Source organism: Sphaerimonospora thailandensis (assembly GCF_016863115.1).
Lineage (GTDB): Bacteria > Actinomycetota > Actinomycetes > Streptosporangiales > Streptosporangiaceae > Sphaerimonospora > Sphaerimonospora cavernae.
The window spans coordinates 24127-50200 of record NZ_BOOG01000045.1 but is presented as its reverse complement, the minus strand read 5'-3'; the positions used below and the strand labels follow the sequence as shown (position 1 = coordinate 50200).

The 26074-nt window shown below is 70.5% G+C and carries 22 protein-coding genes; 10 read left to right on the top strand and 12 right to left on the bottom strand.

The window, feature by feature from the left end; translation table 11 throughout:
• Positions 1-67: 67 nt before the first annotated feature.
• The 4 genes from Mth01_RS21915 (at position 68) to Mth01_RS21900 (ending at position 5241) form a co-directional block, all read left to right on the top strand.
• The gene (locus tag Mth01_RS21915; RefSeq protein ID WP_239089891.1) at positions 68-1585 is read left to right on the top strand and encodes an AAA family ATPase; all 1518 of its coding nucleotides are present in this window, start codon (positions 68-70) and stop codon (positions 1583-1585) included.
• 100 nt (positions 1586-1685) lie between these two features.
• Positions 1686-2591, top strand: coding sequence for a pseudouridine-5'-phosphate glycosidase (locus Mth01_RS21910; RefSeq protein WP_204017793.1), 906 nt, complete (start codon positions 1686-1688; stop codon positions 2589-2591).
• Positions 2592-2607: 16 nt separating this feature from the next.
• Positions 2608-3534 carry a carbohydrate kinase family protein gene (locus Mth01_RS21905; RefSeq protein ID WP_204017792.1) on the top strand — a complete coding sequence of 309 codons (927 nt, stop codon included), beginning with the start codon at positions 2608-2610 and terminating at the stop codon, positions 3532-3534.
• 42 nt (positions 3535-3576) lie between these two features.
• Positions 3577-5241, top strand: a complete 1665-nt coding sequence (locus Mth01_RS21900; protein WP_204017791.1) for a hypothetical protein — start codon at positions 3577-3579, stop codon at positions 5239-5241.
• 52 nt (positions 5242-5293) lie between these two features.
• On the opposite strand, the gene Mth01_RS21895 is transcribed toward Mth01_RS21900, so the two are convergent.
• From Mth01_RS21895 to Mth01_RS21875, 5 genes are all read right to left on the bottom strand, one after another.
• Entirely contained in the window at positions 5294-5728 is a 435-nt protein-coding gene (locus Mth01_RS21895; protein WP_204017790.1) for a GNAT family N-acetyltransferase, read from the bottom strand.
• An 87-nt stretch (positions 5729-5815) separates the two neighbouring features.
• Positions 5816-6961 carry an acyl-CoA dehydrogenase family protein gene (locus tag Mth01_RS21890; protein WP_204017789.1) on the bottom strand — a complete coding sequence of 382 codons (1146 nt, stop codon included), beginning with the start codon at positions 6959-6961 and terminating at the stop codon, positions 5816-5818.
• A 3-nt stretch (positions 6962-6964) separates the two neighbouring features.
• A complete protein-coding gene (locus tag Mth01_RS21885; protein WP_204017788.1) occupies positions 6965-7858 on the bottom strand; it encodes a hydroxymethylglutaryl-CoA lyase in 894 nt (297 codons plus the stop codon).
• A complete protein-coding gene (locus Mth01_RS21880) occupies positions 7849-9846 on the bottom strand; it encodes an acetyl/propionyl/methylcrotonyl-CoA carboxylase subunit alpha (RefSeq protein WP_204017787.1) in 1998 nt (665 codons plus the stop codon). Before Mth01_RS21880 ends, Mth01_RS21885 begins: the two co-directional genes overlap by 10 nt.
• Before the next feature lie 15 nt (positions 9847-9861).
• Positions 9862-11436, bottom strand: coding sequence for a carboxyl transferase domain-containing protein (locus Mth01_RS21875; protein ID WP_204017786.1), 1575 nt, complete (start codon positions 11434-11436; stop codon positions 9862-9864).
• Positions 11437-11484: 48 nt separating this feature from the next.
• Between Mth01_RS21875 and Mth01_RS21870 the strand changes: the two genes are divergently transcribed.
• Complete coding sequence (locus Mth01_RS21870) at positions 11485-12060, top strand: SACE_7040 family transcriptional regulator (protein WP_204017785.1); 576 nt, start codon at positions 11485-11487, stop codon at positions 12058-12060.
• 91 nt (positions 12061-12151) lie between these two features.
• Positions 12152-14533 (top strand): LuxR C-terminal-related transcriptional regulator, encoded by a 2382-nt coding sequence (locus tag Mth01_RS21865; RefSeq protein WP_204017784.1) that lies wholly within the window; start codon positions 12152-12154, stop codon positions 14531-14533.
• Positions 14534-14564: 31 nt separating this feature from the next.
• Here the strand turns inward: Mth01_RS21865 and Mth01_RS21860 are convergent, their stop codons facing one another.
• The 6 genes from Mth01_RS21860 to lxmK are packed head-to-tail and all read right to left on the bottom strand — an operon-like array spanning position 14565 to position 22014.
• Positions 14565-15881 carry a M16 family metallopeptidase gene (locus Mth01_RS21860; RefSeq protein ID WP_204017783.1) on the bottom strand — a complete coding sequence of 439 codons (1317 nt, stop codon included), beginning with the start codon at positions 15879-15881 and terminating at the stop codon, positions 14565-14567.
• Positions 15878-17155, bottom strand: coding sequence for a M16 family metallopeptidase (locus Mth01_RS21855; protein WP_204017782.1), 1278 nt, complete (start codon positions 17153-17155; stop codon positions 15878-15880). Before Mth01_RS21855 ends, Mth01_RS21860 begins: the two co-directional genes overlap by 4 nt.
• Before the next feature lie 34 nt (positions 17156-17189).
• Complete coding sequence (locus tag Mth01_RS21850; RefSeq protein ID WP_204017781.1) at positions 17190-18941, bottom strand: ABC transporter ATP-binding protein; 1752 nt, start codon at positions 18939-18941, stop codon at positions 17190-17192.
• Positions 18889-19938 (bottom strand): LLM class flavin-dependent oxidoreductase, encoded by a 1050-nt coding sequence (locus Mth01_RS21845; protein ID WP_204017780.1) that lies wholly within the window; start codon positions 19936-19938, stop codon positions 18889-18891. Before Mth01_RS21845 ends, Mth01_RS21850 begins: the two co-directional genes overlap by 53 nt.
• Positions 19935-20921: a T3SS effector HopA1 family protein gene (locus Mth01_RS21840; protein ID WP_204017779.1), complete on the bottom strand. Its 987-nt coding sequence runs from the start codon at positions 20919-20921 to the stop codon at positions 19935-19937. The genes Mth01_RS21845 and Mth01_RS21840 overlap by 4 nt, the downstream gene beginning before the upstream one ends.
• A 4-nt stretch (positions 20922-20925) precedes the next feature.
• A complete protein-coding gene (lxmK, locus tag Mth01_RS21835) occupies positions 20926-22014 on the bottom strand; it encodes a class V lanthionine synthetase subunit LxmK (RefSeq protein WP_204017778.1) in 1089 nt (362 codons plus the stop codon).
• Between the two features lie 329 nt (positions 22015-22343).
• On the opposite strand from lxmK, the gene Mth01_RS21830 reads away from it, so the two are divergent.
• Genes Mth01_RS21830 through Mth01_RS21815 form a run of 4 tightly spaced genes read left to right on the top strand, consistent with a single transcriptional unit; the run spans position 22344 to position 23012 of the window.
• Positions 22344-22490: a hypothetical protein gene (locus tag Mth01_RS21830; RefSeq protein WP_204017777.1), complete on the top strand. Its 147-nt coding sequence runs from the start codon at positions 22344-22346 to the stop codon at positions 22488-22490.
• 14 nt (positions 22491-22504) lie between these two features.
• Positions 22505-22663, top strand: coding sequence for a hypothetical protein (locus Mth01_RS21825; protein ID WP_204017776.1), 159 nt, complete (start codon positions 22505-22507; stop codon positions 22661-22663).
• A 14-nt stretch (positions 22664-22677) separates the two neighbouring features.
• Positions 22678-22848: a hypothetical protein gene (locus tag Mth01_RS21820; protein WP_204017775.1), complete on the top strand. Its 171-nt coding sequence runs from the start codon at positions 22678-22680 to the stop codon at positions 22846-22848.
• A gap of 14 nt (positions 22849-22862) precedes the next feature.
• Entirely contained in the window at positions 22863-23012 is a 150-nt protein-coding gene (locus Mth01_RS21815) for a hypothetical protein (RefSeq protein ID WP_204017774.1), read from the top strand.
• Positions 23013-23102: 90 nt separating this feature from the next.
• Here Mth01_RS21815 and Mth01_RS21810 read toward each other — a convergent pair whose 3' ends face one another.
• On the bottom strand, positions 23103-26030 hold the full coding sequence (locus tag Mth01_RS21810; protein ID WP_204017773.1) for a helix-turn-helix transcriptional regulator: 2928 nt from the start codon (positions 26028-26030) through the stop codon (positions 23103-23105).
• Between the last annotated feature and the right edge of the window lie 44 nt (positions 26031-26074).

Genomic DNA, 26074 nt, shown 5'->3' with positions numbered 1-26074 from the left:
CCCTCGCTTGTTATGGTTGACCTTAACCGAATCCGTATGGGTCGACCATGACGAAAGTGGTAGGTGCATGGCTGAACAGCTGGGCAAGCCGACCCGGGTGCTGGATCGGGACCGGGAGTGGGCGCTGCTTCGGGAGTTCATGGAGGATCCGGCACCGCAGCTGCGCGTGGCGATCGTGTCGGGGCGGCGCCGCAACGGGAAGTCGTTCCTGCTGGAGGCCCTCACGGAGGCGGCCGGTGGCCTGTACCTGGCCGCCGTGCAGGAGGAGGGTCGGGTCCTGGCCCTGCAGCGGTTCAGCGAGGCCGTGGCCGAGCACGCGGGCGTACGCGCGGGTGCGTTGCGTCTGGAGGGGTGGGAGGAGGTGTTGACCACCGCGCTGGATGTGGTCAACCGTGCGCCCGGGGCTCCGCTGCTGGTGATCGACGAGTTGCCCTACCTGCTCCAGCACTCCCCGGAGATCCCTGGACTGCTGCAGTTGCTCTACGACCGCTCGCAGTCGGGAAAGGCGCCGGGCGGGCGGATCGTCCTGTGCGGTTCGGCGATGAGCGTGATGAACGAGCTGCTGTCGGGCACCAAGCCGCTGCGCGGCCGGGCCATGCTCGACCTGCGCCTGCAGGCGTTCGACTACCGCACAGCACGGGAACACTGGCACGTCGACGATCCCGAGGTGGCGCTGCTGGTGAACGCCTGCGTGGGCGGCGCTCCCGGCTACCGGCCTCTCGCGCCCGGTGGAAGTCCGCAGAGCACGGCGGAGTTCGACGACTGGATCCAGCGCACACTCCTCGACCCCGGTCGTGCCCTCTACTCACGGGTCGAGGCGGAATTCCTGCTGCGTGAGGACCCGCGAATCACCCATCGCACCCTCTACTACGACCTGCTGTCCGCGGTCGCACAGGGCGCCTCCACCCCGGCGCGGATCGGTGGCCTGCTGGAACGCCAGCGCTCAACTGTGATCGCCCCACTGGAGGTGCTCGAGTCGGCGGGCTACCTGCACAAGGCGCAGGATCTCCTCAAGGCCCGCAACCCAGTGATCACCGTCGCCGATCCGGTGATCCGCTTCAACCAGCTGATCACCCTGCCGCTCGTGGACATGGTCGAGCACGGCCGCGCCCGGCAGGCATGGCAGGAGTCCCGCCCCACCTTCCACTCCAGGATTCTTGGACCGCACTTCGAGGACCTCGTCCGCCGGTGGGCCCGCGCCTTCGCTCCCGACGAGACCGCTCTCCGAATCGGTGTGGTGGGCTCCACCGAGGTGCCCGACCCGGCGGCGAAGACGAAGCATGAGGTGGATGTGCTCGCGCTCGCTCCAGGCGAGCGTCCCCAGTCGGCCCATGCCCGGATCACTCTCATAGGCGAGGCGAAGGCGACGATCCAGCCGCGCGGTGTACGGGACGTGGGACGCCTCGAACACATCCGGGACCTGCTGGCGGGCCTGGGCCACCACACTGAGGACGCTTCCCTGGTCCTGTGTTCCCTCCACGGCTTCCACCCAGATGTTCAGCAGGCGGCGGCTCGACGCCGTGACCTGCTCCTGGTCGACCTCGCGGCGTTGTACGGGGACGGACCGGTACGCGGCGGCCAGTGAACGACGGTTCTTGAGCCCCGGGGCCGGCAACTCACCCAGAAGACGTCATGACCGGCATAATGTCCCGAAGCGGACAAATTCCCTCAAACACAGGAGAGTCATGCGGGTATCCGACGAGGTCGCCGGGGCGTTGGCCGACGGCAGGCCGGTCGTGGCGCTGGAGTCCACCATCATCTCCCACGGGCTGCCCCAGCCCCGCAACCTCCAGGTCGCCCTGGAACTGGAGGGGATCGTCCGGGAGGCGGAGGCCGTGCCGGCCACGATCGCGGTGCTGGACGGCGTGCCGCACGTGGGTCTCGACAAGACCGGCCTGGAGCGGATCGCCACCGAGCCGGACCTGCGCAAGCTCGGCTTCCGCGATCTCGCTCCGGCGGCGGCCCTGGGCCTCAGCGGCGCGACCACGGTCTCGGGGACCTCGTTCCTCGCCGCGAGGGCCGGCATCCGGGTGTTCGCCACCGGGGGACTCGGCGGTGTGCACCGGGGCTGGACGGCCGTGCAGGACGAGTCGGCCGACCTCGACATGCTGAGCCGTACCAGGATCACCGTCGTCTGCGCGGGCGTGAAGTCGATCCTCGACGTGCCCGCGACGCTGCAGCGCCTGGAAACCAGGCAGGTCACCGTCGTCGGCTACCGTACCGACCACTTCCCCGGCTTCTACCTGCACAGCTCGGGCGAGCCGGTCGACTGGCGCGTCGAGACGCCGGCCGAGACGGCGGGCATCATGCGCGCCCAGGACGCGCTGGACGGCCCGGAGACCGCGCTGATCGTGGCCAACCCGGTCCCCGTCGAACTGCAGCTCGACCCGGCGCTGCACGATCATGTGCTGTCCGAGGCGCTGCGGGCGGCGGACGAGCGGGGCGTCACCGGCCAGGCGATCACCCCGTTCCTGCTGGAGTACCTCGTGGAGGGCACCGGCGGCGCGTCGCTGGAGGCCAACCTGGCCGCCGTACGGGGAAACACCCGCCTCGCCGCCGAGATCGCGGCGTCCTGGACCGCGCGAATCTGATGGTCGGGGGGAACTGATGACCGGTCTGCTGGTGATCGGCGACGTCGTCACCGACGTCGTGGCGCTGCACGCGCACCCGGTCGCCCCCGGCACCGACACACCCGCCGACATCACGCTGCGTCCGGGCGGCTCGGGCGCGAACACCGCGGCCTGGGCGGCCCATCTCGGCGTGGACACCCGCTTCCTGGGCCGGGCCGGCCGCGACACCGGCGAGTGGCACACGGCCGAGCTGGCGCGGACCGGGGTGCGGCCGAACGTGCGGATCGACCCCGAGCAGCCGACCGCGATCGTGATCTCGATGGTCGACGGCGCCGCCGGGCCGGGAAAGGGAGAGCGGTCCATGCTCACCAACCGCGGCGCCGGCGGCCGCATCGGAGTGGCCGACTGGACGCCCGCGCTGCTCGACGGGGTCGGGCACCTGCACCTGTCGGGATACACGCTGTTCGCCGCGCCGGGGCTGGAGCTGGCCCGGCTGGCGATGCGGGAGGCGGCCGGGCGCGGCGTGACCATCAGCGTGGACCCGGCCTCGGCCGGATTCCTGCGCGGCTTCGGGCCCGAGCGGTTCCTCCGGGAGACCTCCCCCGCCGGGATCGTGGTGCCCAACCTGGAGGAGGCCCTGCTGCTCGCCGGGGAACGGCACGCCGACACGGCGGCCGAGGTCCTCAGCACCCGGTACGGCCTGGCCGTCGTGAAACTGGGGGCCGAGGGGGCGTTGCTCGCCCGGGGCGGGAGGGTGATCGCGCGTGCCTCCGCACCCGCCGCGGCCGTGGTCGACTCCACGGGCGCGGGAGACGCGTTCGCGGCGGGCCTCCTCGCCGGCCTGCTGTCCGGGCTGGCTCCCGAAGACGCCCTCCGGAAGGGCTGCGAGGCGGGATCGGCGGCAGTCGCGCAGGTCGGCGGCCGACCTGTGGCCGACCGGTCGCCGCGAACTTTATCCTATTGACACCAATTGCTCGTCAGCGGCGTAAGCTGCACCATTAGCACCATGCGTCACTCGCGGGAGGGTTCGGTCAAACCGATGGACGCCGAGTCAAGGATCTGCCTGAGCGACATGGTTCCCGCCCTGCGCTGGAGCCGTCCGCAGCAGGTGGCCGAAATGCTGGCCGACCCACGCCTGCCCGGAGGTTGGTGGGCCTCAATCACGCTCGGACGGGCCATGGAGGCGACCGGTGTCGACTGGCTCTGCGAGCGGCTGGCCCGGCTGGCGGTGGGCCGCTGGGACCATCTCCCGCTCACCGACCTGCTTCCCGCACTGCAGGTGCACACCGTGGACCCGGCCCTGCCCGGCTGGCCCGAACCGGTCCGCTCGCTGGTCAACGGCCTGGGCGGCTGGTACCGGCTGCGCCGCCTCACCCCCTGCGACCTGCAGGCCCCCGCCGCTCCCGCCTCCCCCGAGGTCATTCTCGCCACCGTCTTCCGGGAGATCTTCGGCCACCTCGCCTCCTCCGGGGCGGAACCCGCCGCCGCGGCCCAGGCGGCAGCCGTACCGGCCCCCACGGCCGCCCCCACGGCCGCCCCTATGGCCGCCCCCACGGCTGCTCCCATGGCCGCACCCGAGCCTCCGCCGCCGCCGAGCGAACACCCGATGGTCGTGCTCGTGGACGGACTGTTCCGCGGCTGGGACCCGCTCACCAGGGCCGTCGCGGCCCAGCGGCTGTTCGCGGCCGAGCCGGTCGGCCTTCGCGAGCTCGCCCACAACCTCAACGTCGACCGCGATGCCCTGTCCCACGCGCAGCGGGCCGCCGAAGAGCGGGTGCTCCAGTGGCTGCGCTCCTCAGACTCCGCACCTCTCACCGGTCACCTGTTCGGGCTGACCGAGTGGCTCGGCGCGGCCGCCACCCAGGACCAGCTCATCGCCGCCGACCCCTCCCACCCGGTCGAGGTGCCGGCCCTCGGTGTGCCGCTGTGGCGGGTGCTCGTCACGCTGATGCCCGACCGCCGCCTCCAGGACGGCTGGCTCGTCGTCGGCGACCTGTTCGGGCTGCGGGACAAGACCCGGCAGCTCCTGACGGGCAAGCCCGCCGACGCCGACGTCATCGAACTGCTCGGCCGACTCGGCATCCGGGCGCACTCGGCCAGGGCCTGGCTGGAGTCGATGCCCCGGCCGGAGGCGCCCGCCGCGCAGCCGGAAAAGCCCGCGCCGCTGCCCCGCCGCACGCCCGGGGCGAACGGCCACCAGCACCGTGGCGGCGTACCGATCCCCTCGCAGGCGAACAACGGGCCCGACGCGGCCACCGCGCTCGCCGCGCTGAACGCGCTCACCGGCGGGGCGCCCCGGCAGCAACCGCACCAGCAGCAACCGCGCCAGCAGCCCCGGCCGCATCTCGTGCCGGGTCCCCGCCCGTCCTCCGGCCCCGCCTCCGACCCGCGCCGCTGGCAGCGGATCGACGTCACCAGCGAGCACCTGCGGGGCGGGCCGGTGGCGGTCCCCGAGGGGTACGCCGCCCAGCTCGGCATGCGGCCAGGCACGCTGCTGTCGGTCACCGGGCCCGGCGACAACGCGGTCGTGCTTGTCTGGCGGGACCGGCAGCCGGTGTTCGACTCCCTCCAGCCCGTCCTGATGCGGCTCAACGCCCAGCCAGGCGACTCGGTCTACGTGACCGTCGACGGCTACCGCCTCGACGCCCAGCTCACCTCCCTCACCTCGTGATCTTGCGAACACGGGGAGGGGGGACTCGGAGGGAAACCTGGGGCTGGGGTGGTTACTTGCACATTTTGCGGTAGTAGGTGCCGGCGACCTCGTACTTCAGGGCGCCGTAGAACTCGGCCGCCCGCCGGGTGGCCATCGCGACGTAGCCGGCTCCCCGCGAACGCGCCCATGTCTCGAACTCGACGAGCAGCCTGCGGCCGATGCCGTGGCGGCGGTAGCCGCTGTCGATCATCGCCTCCTCCACCCAGGCGACCGGGCCGTTGGCGAACAGCGTGAGATGCGAGAAGCCGAGCAGATAGCCCCGGACGGCCCCGTCGAGCGTGGCCACGATCAGCAGCGTGTCCTCGTTCTCGAGGAGCCGCGGGAAGGCCGCGTCGAACGGCGCACGCTCCGGCCGGAACGTCAGAGCGAACTCACGCGCCAGCGCGAAGATCTCATCCGCGTCGGACTTCTCGGCCTTACGGAGCATCAGCTGACCAGACGTCATGGGAAGACTCTAGGTTTACCCGGGGGAAAACGTCCATTCCCGCGTGCCCACGGCGAGACCGGCACTATATCTGACGCTCCAACCGGCTCAGGCGTCCATGCCGAGCTCGCGGGCGATCAGCATGCGCTGCACCTCGCTGGTGCCCTCGCCGACCTCCAGGATCTTGGCGTCCCGGTAGAACCGGCCCACGGGGAACTCGTTCATGAAACCGTAGCCGCCGAATACCTGGGTGGCGTCGCGGGCGTTGTCCATCGCCGCGTTCGACGCGACGAGCTTGGCGATGGCGGCCTCCTTCTTGAACGGCAGGCCGGCCAGCATCCGCTCGGCCGCGTGGTAGTAGGCGAGCCTGGCCGTGTGCGCCCGGGCCTCCATGTCGGCGATCTTGAACTGCATGGCCTGGAAGCCGCCGATCGCCCGGCCGAAGGCCGTGCGCTCACGCGCGTACCGCAGCGACTCGTCCACGCAGCCCTGCGCCAGGCCGACGGACAGGGCGGCGATGGCGACGCGGCCCTCGTCGAGGGTGCGCAGGAACTGCGCGTAGCCCCGGCCGCGCTCGCCGAGGAGGTTCTCCTCCGGCACGCGGCAGTCGGTGAAGGACAGCTCACGGGTGTCGGAGGCCGACCAGCCGACCTTGGAGTACTTCTTCGACACCGTGAAGCCCGGTGTGCCCGAGGGGACGATGATCGTGGAGATCTCCGGCCGTCCGCCCTCGCGACCGGTGATCGCGGCCACCGCGACGAAGCCGGTGATATCCGTTCCCGAGTTGGTGATGAACGCCTTCGACCCGTTGATCACCCATTCGCCGCCGTCCAGCACGGCCGTCGTCCGCATGCCGCCGGGCACGTCGGTGCCGCCGCCGGGCTCGGTCAGTCCGAAGGCCCCGAGCATCTCCCCCGAGGTCAGCTTCGGCAGCCAGCGCGCCTTCTGCTCGGCCGTGCCGTACCGCAAAAGGGGCATCGCGCCCAGCGAGACCGCCGCCTCCAGCGTGATGGCGACCGAGGAGTCGACCCTGGCCAGCTCCTCCAGCGTGAGGCAGAGGGCGAAGTAGTCGCCGCCCATGCCGCCGTACTCCTCCGGGACGGGCAGGCCGAACAGCCCCATAGCGCCCATCTTCCGGACGATCTCGTACGGAAACTCGCACCGCTCGTAGTAGTCCCCGATCACCGGGGCCACCACCTCACGGGCGAACTCCTCGACGGACTTACGCAGCTCGATGTGCTCGTCGTTGAGCATCTTCTACGCCTCCTTGGAAAGAGCTTGGACGACCCGGGACGGGCTCGGACGGCCGAGCAGGTCGGCGAGCCACCGGCTGGTGGCCACCAGCGACCTGACGTCGACGCCGGTCTCCACGCCGAGACCGTCGAGCATCCACACCAGGTCTTCGGTGGCCAGGTTGCCGGTGGCACTCTTGGCGTACGGGCAGCCGCCGATGCCGCCGGTGGAGGCGTCGACGACGGTGATCCCCCGGCGCAGCGCGGCGAGGGTGTTGGCGAGAGCCTGGCCGTAGGTGTCGTGGAAGTGGACGGCGAGACGGTCCGGCCCCACGCCGGCCACCTCGAAGGCGTCCAGCAGCGCGTCCACGTGGCCGGGCGTGCCCACGCCGATCGTGTCGCCCAGCGACAGCTGGTAGCAGCCCAGATCGAGCAGCCGCCGGCCCACGCGCACCACCTGCTCGGGCGCGACCGGGCCCTCCCAGGGGTCGCCGAAACACATCGAGACGTACGCCCTGACCCGCATGCCGCCCGCCAGCGCCCGCTCGACGACCGGGGCGAACATCTCGAACTGGGACTCCAGCGTCCGGTTCAGGTTCCGCTGCGCGAACGACTCGGTGGCGCTACCGAAGATCGCGATGTCGGTCACCCCGTGCTCCAGCGCGCGGTCGAGCCCCCGCTCGTTGGGGACCAGCACCGGATAGCGGACACCCGGCTCGCGCGGCATGTCGGCAAGCAGCTCGGCGGCGTCCGCGAGCTGGGGCACCCACTTGGGGTGCACGAAGCTGGTCGCCTCGATGGTCGTCAGGCCCGCCTCGGCCAGCCGCCGGATGAACTCCCGCTTGACCTCGACGGGCAGGGTCACGGACTCGTTCTGCAGGCCGTCGCGCGGCCCCACCTCATAGATCGTCACTCGCATGCCGTCACCCTCGCCAGGATCGCGTCGAGCTCCACGGACTGGCCGGGTCTCGCCCGCAGCTCGGCGAGCACGCCGTCGACCGGCGCGGTCAGCGTGTGCTCCATCTTCATCGCCTCCACGATCAGCAGCGGCTGGCCCGCGGTCACCGGGTCGCCCTCCGCCGCCTTCACGACCAGCACGGTCCCGGGCATCGGACTGCGCACCACCCCGTCTCCGGCGTGAGCGGTCGCCTCGCGGTCCCGCCCGGGCTCGGCCCGGGTGATCCGCCAGGCGTGGCCGCCCTCCTCGTGCCACAGCGCGCCCAGCCAGAGCGCGCCGTGGTCCCGCGCCAGCGCGTACCGCCGGGTGACCCCGCCGACCGTGACCGCCGCCTCGCCGTCGCGCAGCACGAGCCGCGCCCGGCCGAGTGAACGACCATTAACTTCGATCTCCGCGTCGTCCACCGGGCCGCGCACCCGCACCGGCACGCCGAGCCGGTGGAGGGTCCACGCCCGCTCCCCGATCCGCCAGCCGTCCGCGACATCCCACGGATCCCCGGCCGGATGGCCGGTCCCCGCCTGGAAGACGAGCGCGGCCGCCGCGAGGACCTCGTCGGGCACGGCCGCCTCGGTCGTGTGCCGTTCGGCCGTGTGCCTCTCGACGAGGCCGGTGTCGAGAGTCCCCGCGGTGACGCCGGGATCGGCCAGCAGGCCGCGCAGGAACGCGACGTTCGTGGTCACGCCGAGCAGCACGGTCGACCCGAGCGCCCGGTCGAGGGCCGCCAGCGCGCCCGCCCGATCGGGGGCCCAGGCCACGACCTTCGCCAGCATCGGGTCGTAGTCGCTACCGACCGCCATGCCCTCGGCCAGTCCAGAGTCGACGCGAACGCCGTCGCCATAGGCACCGCCCACCCTGATGCCCGTCCCGGCCGGCTCGCGCAGCGCCAGGATCCGGCCGCCGGTGGGCAGGAAGTCCCTGGCCGGGTCCTCCGCGTAGACGCGGGCCTCGACGGCGTGGCCGCGCAGCCGTACGTCCTCCTGCCCGAAGGGCAGCGGCTCCCCTGCGGCGATCCGGAGCTGGAGCTCCACCAGGTCGAGGCCGGTCACCATCTCGGTCACCGGGTGCTCCACCTGCAGCCGGGTGTTCATCTCCATGAAGGAGAACCCGATCGGCGCCCCGCTGTGCTCCCGGCGGCCGGACACGATGAACTCGACGGTCCCCGCGCCCACATATCCGACGGATTTGGCCGCGTCGACCGCCGCGGCGCCCATCCGCTCCCGCGTGTCGGCGTCGAGCAGGGGCGAGGGCGCCTCCTCGATGATCTTCTGGTGGCGGCGCTGCAGGCTGCACTCGCGCTCACCCAGATGGACCACGTTGCCGTGGCCGTCGGCGAGGACCTGGATCTCGATGTGCCGGGGCCGCTCCACCAGCCGCTCGATCAGCAGCGTGCCGTCCCCGAAAGCGGCCAGCGCCGTACGACGGGCCGACTCCAGCGCGGCGGGCAGTTCGCCGGCCGACCACACCGGCAGCATGCCCTTGCCGCCGCCGCCTGCCGAGGGCTTGACCAGCACCGGGAAGCCGATCGCGGCCGCGGCCGCCACGAGGTCGTCGTCCGGCTCCGCCCCACCCGGCACGACCGGCACCCCGGCCCGGGAGACCGTCTCCTTGGCCCGGATCTTGTCGCCCATGGCCTCGATCGCCTCGGCGGGCGGCCCGACGAACACCAGCCCGGCGGCGGCGCACCGGCGGGCGAACTCGGCGTTCTCGGCGAGGAATCCGTACCCGGGGTGGATCGCCTCGGCCCCGGTCGCCCGGGCGGCCTCGATGACGGCGTCGATGTCGAGGTAGCCGCGGTCGAGCCGTACGGCGAGGTCGGCCTCGCGCACGTGCCGGGCGTCGCGGTCGGCGTCGCTGTGGACGGCGACCGAGCGGACGCCCATGGCCCGCAGCGTCCGGATGATCCGGACCGCGATCTCTGCCCGGTTGGCGATCAGTACGCTCGCGAACATCACTGCCTCACTGCCTCACATCCGGAAGACGCCGTAGCCGACGGGTTCGAGCGGGGCGTTGGCGGCGGCGCCGAGCGCCAGGCCGAGCACGGTCCTGGTGTCCGCCGGATCGATCACCCCGTCGTCCCAGAGGCGGGCCGTCGAGTAGTAGGGATTGCCCTGGTGCTCGTACTGCGCCCTGATCTCGTCCGCGTCGGCGTCGCCGACCATGGTCAGGACGGTGGCGGCCTGCTCCCCGCCCATGACCGAGATGCGGGCGTTCGGCCACATCCACAGGAAACGCGGCGAGTAGGCGCGGCCCGCCATGGCGTAGTTGCCCGCGCCGAACGACCCCCCGGTGATCACGGTGAACTTCGGCACCCGAGCGCAGGAGACCGCCGTGACCATCTTCGCGCCGTGCTTGGCGATGCCGCCGTGCTCGTAGGCCTTGCCGACCATGAAGCCGCTGATGTTCTGCAGGAAGACCAGGGGGATGCCGCGCCGGTCGCACAGCTCGATGAAGTGGGCGCCCTTCAGCGCGGACTCGGCGAACAGGATGCCGTTGTTGGCGATGATCCCGACCGGGTGTCCGTGGATGCGGGCGTAGCCCGTCACGAGCGTCGGGCCGTACTCCGCCTTGAACTCCAGGAACCGGCTGCCGTCGACGACCCGGGCGATCACCTCGCGCACGTCGTACGGCGTCCGCGTGTCGGTGGGGATGATCCCGTACAGCTCGCGCGGGTCGCAGGCCGGCGGCTCGGTGGCGGCGACGTCCCACGGGCGTGGGGCACGCGGGGCGAGGGTGGCCACGATGTCGCGGACGATCCGCAGGGCGTCGGCGTCGTCGGCGGCGAGGTGGTCGGTGACGCCGCTGACGCGGGAGTGGACCTCGCCGCCGCCCAGCTCCTCGGCCGTGACCTCTTCGCCGGTGGCGGCCTTCACCAGCGGCGGGCCGCCCAGGAAGATCGTGCCCTGGCCGCGGACGATCACCGCCTCGTCGCTCATGGCCGGGACGTACGCGCCGCCGGCGGTGCACGAGCCGAGCACGGCCGCGATCTGCGGGATGCCCCGGGCCGACATCGTGGCCTGGTTGTAGAAGATCCGGCCGAAATGCTCCCTATCGGGGAAGACCTCGTCCTGCTTGGGGAGGAAAGCCCCACCCGAGTCGACCAGGTAGACGCACGGCAGGTTGTTGTGCAGCGCGACCTCCTGGGCGCGCAGATGCTTCTTGACCGTGATCGGGTAGTACGTCCCGCCCTTGACCGTGGCGTCGTTGGCGACGATCACGCACTCGCGGCCCGAGATCCGGCCGATGCCGGTGATGATCCCGGCCGCCGGGGCCTGGTCGTCGTAGAGCCCGGTCGCCGCGAGTGGCGACAGTTCCAGGAACCGGCCGCCCGGATCGAGCAGCGTGTCCACCCGGTCCCTGGGCAGCAGCTTGCCGCGCCCGACGTGCCGCTCGCGGGCCCGCTCGGAGCCGCCGCGCGCCGCTGCCGCCAGCCGCTCGCGCAGATCCGCCGCGAGGCGCTCGTTCGCCTCGGCGTTCCGCTTGTACGGCTCGCCGCCGGGGTCGCACCGGCTCTCCAGCGCCGGCCAGGGATTCACGCTCATGCCCGGATGTTAACCATCATTAACTTGCTTCGTCTACCATGGGGGCCCATGGCCACCCCTACCCGCAATCGCCGCGCCGAGATCCTGGCGGCGGCGGCGGAACTGTTCGCCGCGCGCGGCTTCCACGGGGTCCGGATCGAGGAGATCGGCGCGGCGGTGGGGATCTCCGGCCCCGCCCTGTACCGGCACTTCAGCGGCAAGGAGGCGCTGCTCGCCGAGATGCTGCTCGACATCAGCGAGCGGCTGCACGAGCGGGGTGCCCGGCTGGCCACCACGGCCGACCGGGCCGAGGCCGCGCTCGACGCGCTGCTGCGCGGGCACATCGAGTTCGCCCTGGGCGAGCCCGCCCTCATCCGCGTCCACGAGCGCGAACTCGACAACGTGCCGGAACACGCCCGCCGGGCGATCCGCCGGCTGCAGCGGCTCTACGTCGAGGAATGGGTGACCGTGCTGACCGAGCTGCACCCCTCCTGCCCGCCGGCACGCCTGCGCGCGGCCACCCACGCCGTCTTCGGCCTGCTCAACTCCACCCCGCGCAGCGCCGGGGAGCTCCCGCCCGAAGCCATGGCCGAACTGCTGCACCAGATGGCCCGCGGCGCACTCGCGTCCCCAGGGCTCACATGAGTGCCCTCGGTTTGTCCACGTTGACTCGTGGCAGATTATGGGGGCTTTGCCCCCATGTGTGGGTGCGAGCTGCGACCCCATACTGGCCTCCGTGAACCTAAGGACAACCACCGGAGCCGGTGAGCAGGCAAAAGGTACTCGTGCGAGGTTCGTCGGCGGCCGTACCGGGGAGAAGCCGTGGCCGGACTACCCTGGCCCGGACGCGGAAAGCCTGGATCTCCCACAGGTAAGCGGCGCTCTCGAGACTGTCCGCACCTGGCTCTTCTCTGCTGACACCCGGGCGCTGGCACTGACGGGTTGCCCCGGTATCGGTAAGACCAAGCTGTTGGCCAGCCTGCGCGAACATCTGTCCCTATTCGACGACATCGCCGTGTTCGCCGCCTCCGCAGGAGACCAGGAGCCGTCAGGTGACCTCTTCGAGCACTTGGACAGGGCCATCGGCGCGATTGGTCCGAGGTCACACCTGGTGGTCCTGGTCGACGACATCGGATTCCTGGACCCCGGCCGACGGCGCGCTCTGCTGGAGCTGCCGCATCGCCACCCGCAGGTCCGCATCGTCCTCACCACGCACCGCAAGGACGAGCTGGACGGGGTGCTCACCCTGCCGATACGGCCACTGAGCGGCCCGGTGGACCAGATCACGTCCGATGCCGATCCGGCGCACTCCAGTGAGGTGGTGCGTTTCTTCCTCCGCCGCCTACGGCGCCGCGACCCGACATTCACTCTCGCTCCGGAAGACATCGGCAGCGTGACGCGCATCTGCGCCGCCTCGTTCGGCATCCCGTCGGATGTCGACATGCTCGCCGACCTCGTCGCCCGGCACGGCCTGACGGCCGTACACGAGTCGGTGAGTGAGGACACCCCCCGCAATCGTCTGGCCGAGCTCCTCGGCGACACAGACTCCGCCCACCTCAGCCTGACCGGCGACGAGATGGTCGTCCTCGCGTCGATCCTCGCTCTGCCGGGCGGCGCCGGCATAAGCGTCCTGCGGCATTCACTGCCGCGTTGCGACATCGACAGCCTGACCCGTTCGCTCGTCGAGCGCGGCCTGGTGTTCGGCGCCGAGCCCGGCCAGGGCGAATCCCGTGGCCGCTATCACCTGCGGGTGACCGGGTTCGCGGTCGCGAGCTGGTGTGCCGGCCAACCCGAGGTGTCGCTCGCGGCCATCCGGCAGTCTCAGGCCGACTACCTCTCCGCCTACATCAGACGCATGGCCGCCGGCTGTTTCGCCGAGTCGCAGCGCACCGTTTTCGCGGAATTCCAGTATGAGCAGCGCAACATGCGATGTGCGATCACAGAGCTGGTCGGCAACGGCAGATATGCCCAGGCAGTCGCACTCATGTGCGATGCCCTGCCGCTGCTCGCCCGCACCTGCGGGGTTACCGAACTGCTCCCGCACCTCCTGCCCATCATCCGGGAATATGTCCCGGCCACTGCGCAGGAACGGTATTCGCTGGCTGAGCTGGCCGTACGGGTCTTCGCCGCCGCAGGGGAGCAGGAGGCGGCCGAGGTCTGCTTCGAGGACCTGTCGAGGCTCGCGGTTCCGGACAGAACGGAGATCGCGCTGCTGGGCAATCTGGTCTGCGACGGTCGCGGGTCCGAGGAACTGGCCGAGGCTCTGGCCGAATGTGTCAGCGCCGACAGAAAGCGGGGAGATCTCACCCGGCTGAGCGAGTCGGTCAGCGAGTACATCGCGTGTCTGACCCGGATGCGGCTGTTCGAGCGGGCCGACGCCGAGTGCCGCACGGCACTGTTCGAAGCCATGCGCAACGGCGACGAGTACGCCGCCGGTTCCCTGCTGCTGTGGCGGGCGGTGGCCGCGTGCGCCACCGGATTGGGCGACACGCGTCCTTACCTTGAGCGTGCTCTGACGAAACTGCTGCCGCTCGGGCCGGCGGCGACGATGTCGGCGGTCGCGACAGTGATCGAGGACCACCATCCTCGCGATCCGCACCAGGACGGCATCGATCTCGCGATGGTCTCCGGCTCGATCAGCCGGACCTGCGCGCATCGGACTGACGGTGCCTCAGCGTGGTGGTCGGTCGTGGCTGAGGCGGACAGACGGCTTTCCATCCGCATCGGCGCGATTTCGCTGCAGCGGTGGTCGGCGGCGGGCGCCTCCGTCGACCTCGTCGATCTGCTCTGCGAGATCCTGCAGCGCCGCTGGAATGGCAACCCAACGGGCGCCGCCATGTCTCGACGCCCCGGCATGGCACCCCTCGGAACGGCGGATCCGCACCTGCTCAAGGAGCGGTCGGAGCTCACCTCCCGCGAATCAGAGGTGGCGAGCCTGGTCGCCATGGGATTGACCAACAAACAGATCGCGCGTCGGCTCCGCATCTCTGAATGGACGGTCATCAACCATCTCCGCCAGGTCATGCGGAAGCTCGACTGCAACTCGCGGGTGCAGGTCGCGCGCTGGGTGCACGACCTGGAATCCGCAGCCACCCCGGCGGAGGCCACCCGCCCCTAGGTCGTGTCCCTCCCGCCGGGCCGAACCCGGGTCAGGCGCACCCGAGTCCGTCGAGTCCGGACCCGGCCAGCGCCGGCGCACGAGGGTCGAACCGGCCGACGGCGACGGTGTGCAGCCGGCCGGGATCGACGAGACCGCGGAAATCGTCCGCCATCCGCGCCGCGTCCAAAGAGCCGAGCCGGTCGAGGTGATCATCGATGTACGACTCGTCGATCCCGCATGAGACGAGTTCCGTGTACTGCTGGGCGACGGCCAGAGTGGACTCGTAGATCTCCGCCGCGGTGCTGATCATGCGGCGGCGGACCCGCTCGAACAGGTCGGGGTCCACCGCGCCGTGGCGGACCTCGTGCAGCACCCGCAGGATCGCCGCTGCCGCCTGCTCACTGTGCTCGGCATCCACCGCTCCGCTCACCACGAACATTCCCCCCGAGAAGAACGGCAGGAATCTCGCCTCGACCCCGTATGTGAGGGCCATGCGGCCGCGTAGTTCCGCATTGAGCAAGGAGTTCGGGCCCGCCCCGAGCAGTTCGGCCGCGGCCCTGGCCGAGGGCCACCGCGGATCCAGACGGTCTGTCGCGAAGCATCCCAGCATCAACCTGGTCTGCGGTCCGCCGCGCCCGGAACGGCACAGCAGTCGCGGCCCGCCGCCGGGGGTCGGCGGTCGGTCGGCCACCGGGGGGCGGTCCCGGCCGGGGTAGCCGCCGAAGGCGTCGGCGACGGCCTTGGCCGCGTCGAGCATCGACAGATCGCCGACGACGATCAAGGTCATCTGCCGCGGGCCGACCTGAGTCTCGTACAACTCCACGACGTCGGCCAAGCTCAGGTGTTGCCACGACCGCTCGGTGCCGCTCATCGGGCGGCTGTACCGGCTCGCGGGGTCGAGCACGGACTCGTGCAGCAGCTTGTTGGCCAAACCGGCCGGGTCATCCGATTCCACGGCGAGTTCGGCGGCGACCAGACGCCGGTGGGCGTCGAAGGAGCGGGCCGTCGGCTCGAAGCGCAGCAGCATGGCCGCGAGCGCCTCGAACAGCCGCGGCAGTTCGAGCACGGGGCAGTCCGCCAGGACCGCCGGGCCTCGATGACCACATTTGGTGGTGATCATTCCGCCGGCCTTCGCGACGTCGCTCACCGGGCCGGCCTTGGCATGCGGCGCGTCGGCGAGCATCATCGCGGAGTACGCCCCCACCACTCCCTCGGTCCGAGGGGTTTCCACCGCGGTGGGCAGGCCGACGACGACGGCGACCGATGCGACGAACCGGCCCGGCATGTCCACCAGCTTCACTCGCATCCCGTTGTCGAGCAGGAACGTGCGTGCGGCCGGAAAGCGCCAGGCTCGCGGGGCGGTCATGCGATCCATGTGGGGTTCCCCAGAGGGTCGGTGTGGAAGGCGACGACCGCCGGCCGCGCCAGCGATCCTGCGGCGATCTCCGCGACCTGGTCGGCGGTCACGGCGCGGACGGCGGCCAGGCGGCCGGTCACCCCGGCGGGGTCGCCGGACCAGGCCTGTTCACGGCACAGCTCCTCGGCGCACGTCCGGGCGCCGCCGAGCACGGCCAACTGCTCCTTGCCGCGTTTGGCCTTCGCCGCGGCGAGCACATCCTCGCGCAGGCCGGTGCCGGCCAGGTCGGCCAGGCGGGTGGTCACCGCATCCTCGAGCTCACACAGGTCGACACCCGCCGGCGCGACAATCTTGATCAGCCCGAGCGACGGGCCGCAGCCGCAGCGACCATGCTGGGCCATGGAACCCAGCAGCCGGTAGTAGTCGGCCAGATCGGCTCCGAGCACCGACCACGAGGCGCCCGCGAGGGCCGCCATGACGACTTCGCCCGCCGCCGACAGGTGCTCGCCCGCCGCGGGGAGGGCGAAGGCGTACCGCAACATCCCGGTCCGCTGCCCCTCCCGCACATCCTCTCGCCGATAGCCGCCGGCCTCCGGCCCGGAGAGCACGGGCGTCTCGGGCCGGGGTCCGGCGGGCAGTCCGCCCAGGTGGCGTGCGGCCAACTCCATGGCGTGCTCGGGATGGACGGACCCGACGATCGACACGACGAGGCGTGCGGCCCCGTAGTGGCACTCGATGAACCGTTCGACATCGACCGGAGTGATCTCGGCGATCTCTTCCGGGTCCCCGAGCGGCGGCTTGCCGAACGGATGGTCCGCGCCGAACAGCAGCCGTAGGCTCCGCCGCAGCCCCGAGCCGAACCGCCCGGACTCCTCACGTTGGCGGATCTCCTCCCGCACGATTCCGCGCTGCCGCTCCAGGCCTGCGGCCGTGATGCCCGCCCTGCCGCGCCTGATCCGCTCCACGGCTCTGGACAGCAGCTCGGGCAGCGTCTCGGGCGGCCCGGTGTCGACGTAGTTGGTGCATTCGTAGGCGGTGGTCGCCTGGGTGGATCCGCTCGGCTGAACGGATTCGGCCGCGCCCTCGGCGGGGTCGGACATCACGTGTTCGACGAGGTGCGCCAGCCCCGATCGCCCGGCGGGGTCGTGGATCGAGCCCGTGCTGTGCCAGACGTTGAGCGCCACGAACCCCAGCAGGGGGTCGGGCCGGACGATCACGGTCGCCCCGCCGGGGAGCCGACGGCTCACCACCTCCATCGGCAGGCGCGCAGGTGTCATGAGCATGTCGAGTTTCCTGTTCCGCCGGCTCCTTCGCCGGCTACGAGAGCGCGGCCGCCATGACGGCCTCGCCTTGATCGTGGGCCACCGCCCGATAGGCCGGGCAGGTGGCCAGCAGGGTCTCGTGATCGTCTACGGCCACCACACGGCCGGCCTCCATGACGGCGACGGATCGGGCGGCGGCGATCGTGGACGGACGGTGGGTGACGACCACCACCGCCCGCTCGCGGCCCAGCCGTGCCAGCAGGTCGACGAGCCGCATCTCGTTGACGCCGTCCAGGTGTGCGCTCGGCTCGTCGAGCAGGAGGATCTCCGCGTCGGTGAGCAGCGCACGGGCGATGGCCAATCGCTGCTCTTCGCCGCCGGACATCTGCACGCCCTCGCCGAGGACGGCGTCGAGCCCATCCGGCAGTGCCCGTACGGTCTCCTCCAGGCCGACCGCGCGCAGGGCGTCCAGCAACCGCTCGTCGGTCGGGTCGTCCTGTCGGCCGAGGGTGAGATTCCGCCGGATGCTCGTGTTGAGCATCGTCCGGTCCTGCTCGACCAGTGCCATCCGCCGCCGTGCCTCACCGATCGGCCAGGCGTCCAGGGGGGCGCCCAGCAGCTCGACATGTCCGCTGCTCGGCTCCGTGAACCGTTCGACGACGTTCAGCAGGGTGGATTTGCCCGCCCCCGACGGCCCGACGACGGCGAGGACGCCCGTGCGCGGCACTTCGAGCGACACATTGTCGAGCACGAGCTTGTCCGCCAGTGTGACATCCACCTCGCGGAGCCGGAGAGCGGGCGCCTGCGGAGGCAGCGCGGGCGCCGGCCCGGCGTCGGACGGCTCGGCCTCCGCGCCGAGCACCTCGTCGACCCGGGTGGCGGCGGCCCTTCCGACCTGGATCCTGCCGGCGCCCTGAGCGAGGGTCATCAGCGGGTTCACCAGCTGGAAGAGGTACATCAGGAAGGCGACGAAGCCGGCGATGTCGATCGCGCCCGACGACAGGCGGATGCCGCCCACGGCGAGAACACCGATGATCGCGATTTGCTGGCCGAGCCCCATGAGCGGGCTGATCGCCGCCTGCGCGCGGGCCGCCCGGATCGCCGAGGTGGCCGCCGCGCCGGTCGCCTCCCGCAGCGGCTCGACCGCACGGTCTTCCGCACGGTACGCCTTGACGGTAGAGATCATGGTGAACACGGACTGGGCGGACTGCGCCAGGCGGCCGAGCGCCGCCTGCTGGCTCTGCGCCGCCTTCCGCATGCCGACCAGGAAGGCGCGGATGGCGATCGAGGCGACCGCGAAGGTGCCGACGGTGACGGCCAGCATCACCCAGTCGAGCAGCCCCATGACCGTGATGTAAGCGGCCACCATGACCGCCGAGACCGGCAGGACGGTGACGCCCGTATCGGTGATCGCTCGTAGCTGCGCCGCGTCGGGACCCATCCGCGAGACGATCTCGCCCACCCCGATGCGGCGGATCACCGGGACGCGCAGCCGGACGGCGTGGCGCACCACCGCGGTGCGCACATCCTCGATGGCGCGTTCACCGGCCGAACTCAGCAGGTAGGACGACCAGCCGCCGGCGAACGCCCCGGCCAGCACGCATACGACCAGTTGGACGATCGGCGCGGTCAGGTCGGTGTGCCGGCCGCCGATTCCGCTGAGGATGCGCGCGATCAGCAGGGGTGCGACGACCCCCGAGGCCGCCGACAGCAGCGCCAGCATGATGGCGGCCGAGAGCCGGCCACGCCGGGACCTAACCGACCGGGACAGCAGCCGCAGCGTCGGCGATTCCGGACGACGTGACATCGGCTTCTCCCTTCCGCGTCGTGCGGGTTCGCCGCTCGGCGAGCGCGGCGAATATGTCCCGGAGATCCTCGATGGTCGCCTGCGTGCCGTACATGTTGCTGACCGAGGTGGGGTTGATGACCACCTCGTCGACGCCTATCGCGTGGAACTTGGCGATCTCGTCGGCTATGTGGGACGCGTCGCCATAGAGGTAGATCCCCTCCTGGACGAGTTCGCGTGCGCCCGAGACCGGGTCGGAGGCGTCCACATCGAGGCCGGCCTTGCGCAGCATGTCCGTGTAGTGGGGGGCCTGAAGGTGGCTGATGCTGCCATGCTGGGCGAGCAGCATCGGGTTGCGTCCGGGCCGCCGCACCGCGGCATGGACCACCGAGACGATGCGAGGCGGCGCCTGCACCCCTCGTGCCCCCTCGGCCACCGCCGGCATCACGACGTTCTCGAGGTAGTTCAGCGGGGTCAGCCACGTCATCGCGAGGTCGCCGCTCCGGCCGGTGATCCGCGCCATCCCCGTGCGAAGCACACCCGCCCCGATCTCCACCTTGGGCGTCTCCATCGGGGCGAGCCTGGCGTGCACCTTGAAGTGCTCTCCGTCATGGGCGACCGCCTGATTGTTGGCCAACCTGCGGGCGATGTCGATGAACTCCCCCACGGCGGTGGCGGGCTTGGCGTAGGGCGCTCCCCGCACGCTTTTGACGAACTGGGGATAGGCCGCGCCGTAGCCGATGGCGACAGGATTGTTCATCAGCCGGGCGAGAGAACGCGCCTGCACAGCGGCGTCGTAGGGGTGCCGCAGGACGATCAGCCCGACGGCCATGCCCACCGAGATCCGGCAGCCGGTGCCCGCCAGGTAGGCCAGGGCCGGATGCGACTCGATGCGCAGCGACTGGCCCAGCCAGAGCCGTTCCGCTCCGATCTCCGGCACGAGCCGGCCGTACGGCACGATCGCGTCCGGATCGGTGGGCTGCTGCGGGAACATGAAGGACACACGGGTGGACGTCATGACACCGCTCCCGACGTGGTCGGAGCCCAGTCGGGGCTGTCGTTGTTGCGGTACGGCGCCCGCGGGTCGACGTTGGCCTCGATGAAGGCGTCAGCGACCGCGGTAGGCAGATCCACGCCCTGGAACAGGTGCGCGGCGACCGCGTGGGCGATCACGGCGGTGCGGTGCTGGCCGAGGCTCATGCGGCCCCAGCCGATCCGGGCGTCTCGCGGCTCCCAGCCGAAGGCCACTCCGTCGGCGATCGGACGGGTCATGACCGAGTGCTCGGGATTCAGCCCCGGCAGGTGTCTGACCGCGTCGACGACGCCGTCCACCGTGTGCCATGACTCCTCGGTGAGGTAGACCACGATCGCGTCGCGCCGGGGGTACCAGCCCGCCCTGGCCAGGACCTTCGCCCGATAGGTCACCCCCTGGGACTCCAGATACGTGAGTACGGCCTGCCACACGGCCGGAGCCGTCGACGCCTCGTCGACGTGCAGGTACAGCCGGAGGACGTGCTTGCCGGACGCGTGGCCGCCGGCCGAGCCGTCGACCAGGAAGAAACCCGGGGAGAGAGCCGGGCGGATCGAGGGCAGGTCGAGCGTCGTCCTGGTGCCGATCTCGGGCAACGGGGACAGCACCTCGGCCCCGGGGATCCGCAGGCGGACCCGCCCCACGTCGAACAGGGCGTGCTGGCCGAACGGTCCGTCGAGCAGGGCGGACTTCACGATCGCCGGCGTCTTGCTCGTGCGGTGCGGGGTGGCCTCACGCAGCAGGTCCTCGAAGTCGTAGTCCCGGCGGGGGTCACGATCATCGGGGCGGCGTCCGGAGCCGGAGTGCCAGTGCCGGTAAAGCACCCCGCCGAGCTCCTGGCCCAGGCGCGTCTGGCTGTCTTGTGAGATCGTCTCGTCGCCGACGGTCACGCTCTTGCGCTCGTGGTCGATGCGCAGGCCGCCGAGAGTCTGCTCCAGTTCGTCGAGCAGGCCGGTGTGCACGGTCGTCATGGTGTCAGTCCTCTCCAAGGCCGATGGTGGCGGCGAATCGTTCAGGCTGGATGAGGGCGTTCCTCCCGATCCCGGCCGTGCCCCGCTCGACGGCGCTGAGCCTGCCGCCGTGCACCGCACCCGCGAGCAGGCGGTCGAAGAAGTGCCAGCCGATATATCCGGTGGCGCGGACCGCCAGACCGTCGTCGATCTCCGCGACCTCCCGGTAACCGCACCAGAAGCGGCGGATGTGCTCGCGCACGTTCGCCAGCTGCTGGTCGCCGGCCGCGACGATGGCCTCATGGGCGGCGCCGGGGGCAAGGCCGGGATCGACGTCGAGCTCGGCGAACATGCGCACCACCGCGTGGTGGACGAATTCGCCGGCGAAGCTGCCGACGTCACGCGCCGGATCGGAGTAGCGGAACTCCTCCCAGTCGACCACGTAGAGGTCGTCGCCCGCGAACAGGAACTGGTCGAGCCTGATGTCTCCGTGCACGGCCGTGGCCGGGGCCTCGGCCGACGTGCGGTGCAGCCGGTTCAGCGCCTCCACCAGCACTTTGTCGTGCTGGAGCATGGCCCAGGCCTCGACCTCGCCCCCGCTGCAGTTGGCGTAGTCCTCTGGGCTCAGCGCGTAGAAGGCGGTCGCCTTGCGGCCTTCGACGCCTTCGGGGAGATCGGCCGCCGGTCTGGGCAGCCGGTGGATCTCGCCGAGAATCCGGCCTATCCGGTAGGCCCTCTCGGTGTCCAGCTCACCGCTGGCGAGCAGGTCGGCGCCGGTGCGCGATTCGGGCACGTAGTCGAAGACCAGCAGACCGTGCTCGAGGTCACTGCCGCGGAACGGCACGGTACGCAGTTCGTCTGCCCGGTGCCCGGCGATCACCTGCTGGAACGCGAGCATCCGGCGCATCCGGGCCTCGACGTGAGCGCGATCGCCTCTCAGGCGTTTCACGAACAGGTCGCCCGCTTCGACGGTGGGGACTCGCCAGTTGTCGTTGCGTCCGACGAAGCTCTGCATGTCAGCCACGATCGGGGTGGCGCCGCTGACCGAGGCGATGGTTCGCGTGAATTCGGCCGGGCGCCTCATGGGCCTGGCCGGCACCAGACGTGCCGTCATCGGCGTCTTTTGGCCGGTTTCCTCTCTCACATCCATGACCGGAACCCTAGGGAGGCTCCAGAGTGACGCGATATCGCAATAACTCACCGGCAGCAGGCATATGACAGGTGCCTGACAAGAGCTTGCCGGCATGACGGGCATTCGCGCCCCGAATAGCAGGAGAACCGCAGTGTCCTGCAGGTCTATGACAGGTCAGGCGAGTCTGGAATACGCAGACTTTCGCCATTTCCCCCCGAGTGGCGATTTGTTTGGGTAGTGCCCGGACCCGGAATGCACCCGGCCGGCCGTGCCTCGGCGCGGCCCTACTCGCAAACGACAGGCAGGTTTCGATGACGGACGAACTGATCGCGGGTTATGCGAACTACGCCTCCACCGAGGCGATCCTCCACGAGCAGCAGAACGCCGCCGTTCAGCACGAGCAGGCGCTGCTCTCGATCACGCTCACCTTCACCATCACCATCACCGTCACCATCTGACGAGGAGCGGCCCGATGAACGAACTGATCGCAGGCTACGCGAACTACGCCTCCACCGAGGCGATCCTCCACGAGCAGCAGAACGCCGCCGTTCAGCAGGAGGTCTCTCTGATCACGTTCTCGAACTCGTTCTCGCTCACGATCTCGATGTCCTACACCATCGTCAGCATCTGACAAGGAATGGCCTGATGAACGAGTTGATCGCAGGCTACGCGAACTACGCCTCCACCGAGGCGATCCTCCACGAACAGCAGAACGCCGCCGTTCAGGCGGATATCGCGGTGATCCAGGTTCCCAGCCTCACCTACTCCATCACCGCCTACCCCTACACCGTCGTCACCGCCACCGTCACCTTCTGACAAGGAGCAATCCGATGAACGAACTGATCGCCGGCTACGCGAACTACACCTCCACCGAGGCGATCCTCCACGAACAGCACACCGCCGCCGTCAAGGACGCGAACGAGTCGATCACTCTGACCGTCACCGTGTCCTGGACCTGGACGTGGACCTGGACCTACTGAGTCCGCAGCGCCTGAGCGGTGGACGGGGGCCGTTGAGCCGTCCACCGCTCACGTGGCGCGTCATGCCGCTCGCTCTCATCACGGGGCGGTCTACCGCGCGAGCGTGGCCGCGTACTCACGTAGGGCGGCCCGGTCGGGCAGCCCCGTCTTCGACAGCAGGCTGGCCACATGCTTTTCCACCGTTCGTGGCGAGATGAACAGCCTCTCGCCGATCTCGACATTGCCGCGCCGTTCGGCGAGCAGGATCAGCACCTGATGCTCCCGCACGGTCACCCCTCGGTTGCGCAAGGGCGCGGGCAACTCATCGTGACCGGTCCGGCGGTAGGTCACGGCGGCCCCCGCCTCGCGCAGGAGTGAGCGGCAGGCTCCGGCGACCGCGGTTATTCGCGCCCGATGGAAATACTCCTCGGCGGTGCGCAACCAGGCCAGCGGCTCTCCCCACTGGTCTGCCAGGGCCGGCTCCGCGATCAGCCGCAGTCCCAGATGCCCTGCCAGCGGATACGGCTCCGCCGCGGAGCGAGCCACCTCCAGCGCGCCCATCGCGCCCTCGGCATCGCCTTGCCTGCCCAACAACACCGCCTTGGCCAGGTAGAGGAAATGGCGATTCCACCTCAGCTCGGCGGCGGGCTCCTTCTCAGCGATCTCCCATTCGGCCAGACCCACCTCGGAGGTGAGCGCGTCCATCAGCACGCCCAGGCCGTACCGGCCGGTCATGTAGTAGATCGTGGGATGTTCGTCCTCCCACTCCCGGGCTCGCGTCAGCAGCTCGCGACAGCGGTCGCGGTCCTCTTCCAGCAGCGAACACATGGCCAGGCACAGACCGTAGACCACCGGCATGTGGAGGCTCTGCTCCCCGCCCCATCGGCGAAACTCCACCAGCGCGCGCTCCATGTCCGAGCGTCTGGCCTGATGCGCGGCGAGAGTCGCCTGGGCCAGCAGCAGGTACTGGGTATAGGCGGTGTGGCCCAGTCGGATGGTCGTCTCGATGCAGGAAGCGGCGATCTCATCGGCGGCGGCGTACTCCCCGCGGAGCACCCGTGCCATCGCGAGCGTGGCCTCCGCGCCGTGCACAAGGCTGATCGCACCCGCCCGAGCCGCCGACCGGCGCACCTCTTCCAGTGGCTCGCTGCCCCCGGTGCGCATGCCATGGTTGCCCGCCAGACGCAGCATCGCGCGCAGCTTCCACAACGTCAGGTCGTGAGCCTCCGCGATCGCCTGCATCCGGGTCAGGCACCGGTCGGGCTCGTCGAATCCCCGGACTCGGGAGAGCATCGCCATGCGCTCCCACGCCTGGCAGGCGACCTCGGGCAGCGGGATGCGCTCGGCGACCTCCGCCGCCCGCTTCGCGAGGCCCTCCGCGACCGTCATCTCCTGCGTGCAGTGCTGGAGCACCCCATGGTCGGGGATCAGGAGCTCAGCCTCGATCACGTCGATGGCGGCTGTACGGGCCTCATCGGGGCAGGCGCCCAGGAGCCTGCGTACCACCGCCACGTGGGCGCGGCCATCGCTGATCTCGCCGGTCTCCGCGGCCACCCAGGCCAGCTTTGTCCGTAGATCGATCTCATGGCGGATGGTCATGGTCAGATCGTCCGCGAGCGAGAGGCCCTTGACCAGCATGAGGGCTCTGTCCACCCTGCCGCCTTCGGTCAGCGCATGCAGGAGCTGCTGGAGGGTGCGCGCCCGCAGATCGGCCGACGCCGTCTCCTCCAGGGCGTAGGCGCGTTCCAGCATCGTCACGGCGAGGTTGGCGGCACCGCTGTTCAGATACCGGGAGCCCGCCTCCGCGAGCAGGCCCGCCGCCGCCGCGGTGTCCCCGGCGGCCAGCCGCAGGGTGGCCGCGATCTGGCACCATTCGCCGGGCAGGTCGGGATGCAGACGCTCGAGCGCGTCGGCCGCCCGTTTCGCGAATGACGCGCGCTCGGCGGGGATGAGCGACGCGATCAGGGCCTCGGCCGTCAACGTGTGCCGGAAGGCATACCACTCGCCGGAGGACCCATCATCCGGTGTGATGAGCCGCGCCGTGGTCGCCGAGCGCAGGAACGCCGCCATTTCGTGATCACCCAGTCCGACGGCCTCCTGGATGACCGGGACCGGAAACCGGAGCCCGAACATGGCGGCCGTCCGGAGCAGATCGCGAGTGCTCGGCGCAAGCGTGGTGAGGCGCATGCTGATGCTTCGGGCCAGCGTGGTCGGCACCTGGGTCGCTGTGTCGGTGCTCAGCTGCCACTGCTCGCCGTCGTGCCGCAACGCACCCATGCCGACCATCACGCCGATGAACTCCTCAATGAGGAACGGCACGCCGTCTGTTTCACGCTCCAAACGTGGGATGAGCGGCGACGGGATGTCACCAGGGGGGTCGAGGCAGGCAGCGGCCAACAGTCTTGTCTGCGGCGGCGACAGCGGCGAGAGCTCGATCATTGCGGTGACCTGTCGCTGCGCGCACGCGTAAGCGAGGGTGAGGGCCGGGCCGGCGTGGCCACGCAGGTTGACGAGTACGACGGCGGGCACTTCGGCGAGGTTGTCGGCCAGATATTCGACCAAAGCCAGCGTGTCGGCGTCGGCCTCGTGGAGATCTTCGAGGACCAGCAGGCAACCGGTGTCGCGACCTATCACCGTCAGCAGTCGCAACACCGCTTCGGCCAGGATCGTCTTCGATTCAAGATGGGTGGCGGCCCCGTCCTGCCGCCATTCGGGGATCAGCGTGGTCAACGCCGGTAGGTAGGGAGCCAGGGTGGGATCGCTGGGCGGCCGCCGGGACCTGGCGAAGGAGAAAAGGGCTTCGCTCAGTGGTTTGAACGGGACATCCGCGCTGACGTTGCTGCCGCGTCCGCGCAGCGTCCTCATACCCGCCTCGCCGGCCCGGTGAAGGCATTCCGCTGTCAGCCGGGACTTGCCGATACCGGGATCGCCCACGATGACGACCGTGCCGCCCCGGCCTTTCCTGGCCGCCTCCAGGTGCGTATCGAGCAGATCAACCTCACGGTCTCGACCGATCAGGAGTGGCGAATTGTACTGCATGGCGGCAGAATATCCACCGCCATGCGGTACACCGGGATCGCGTG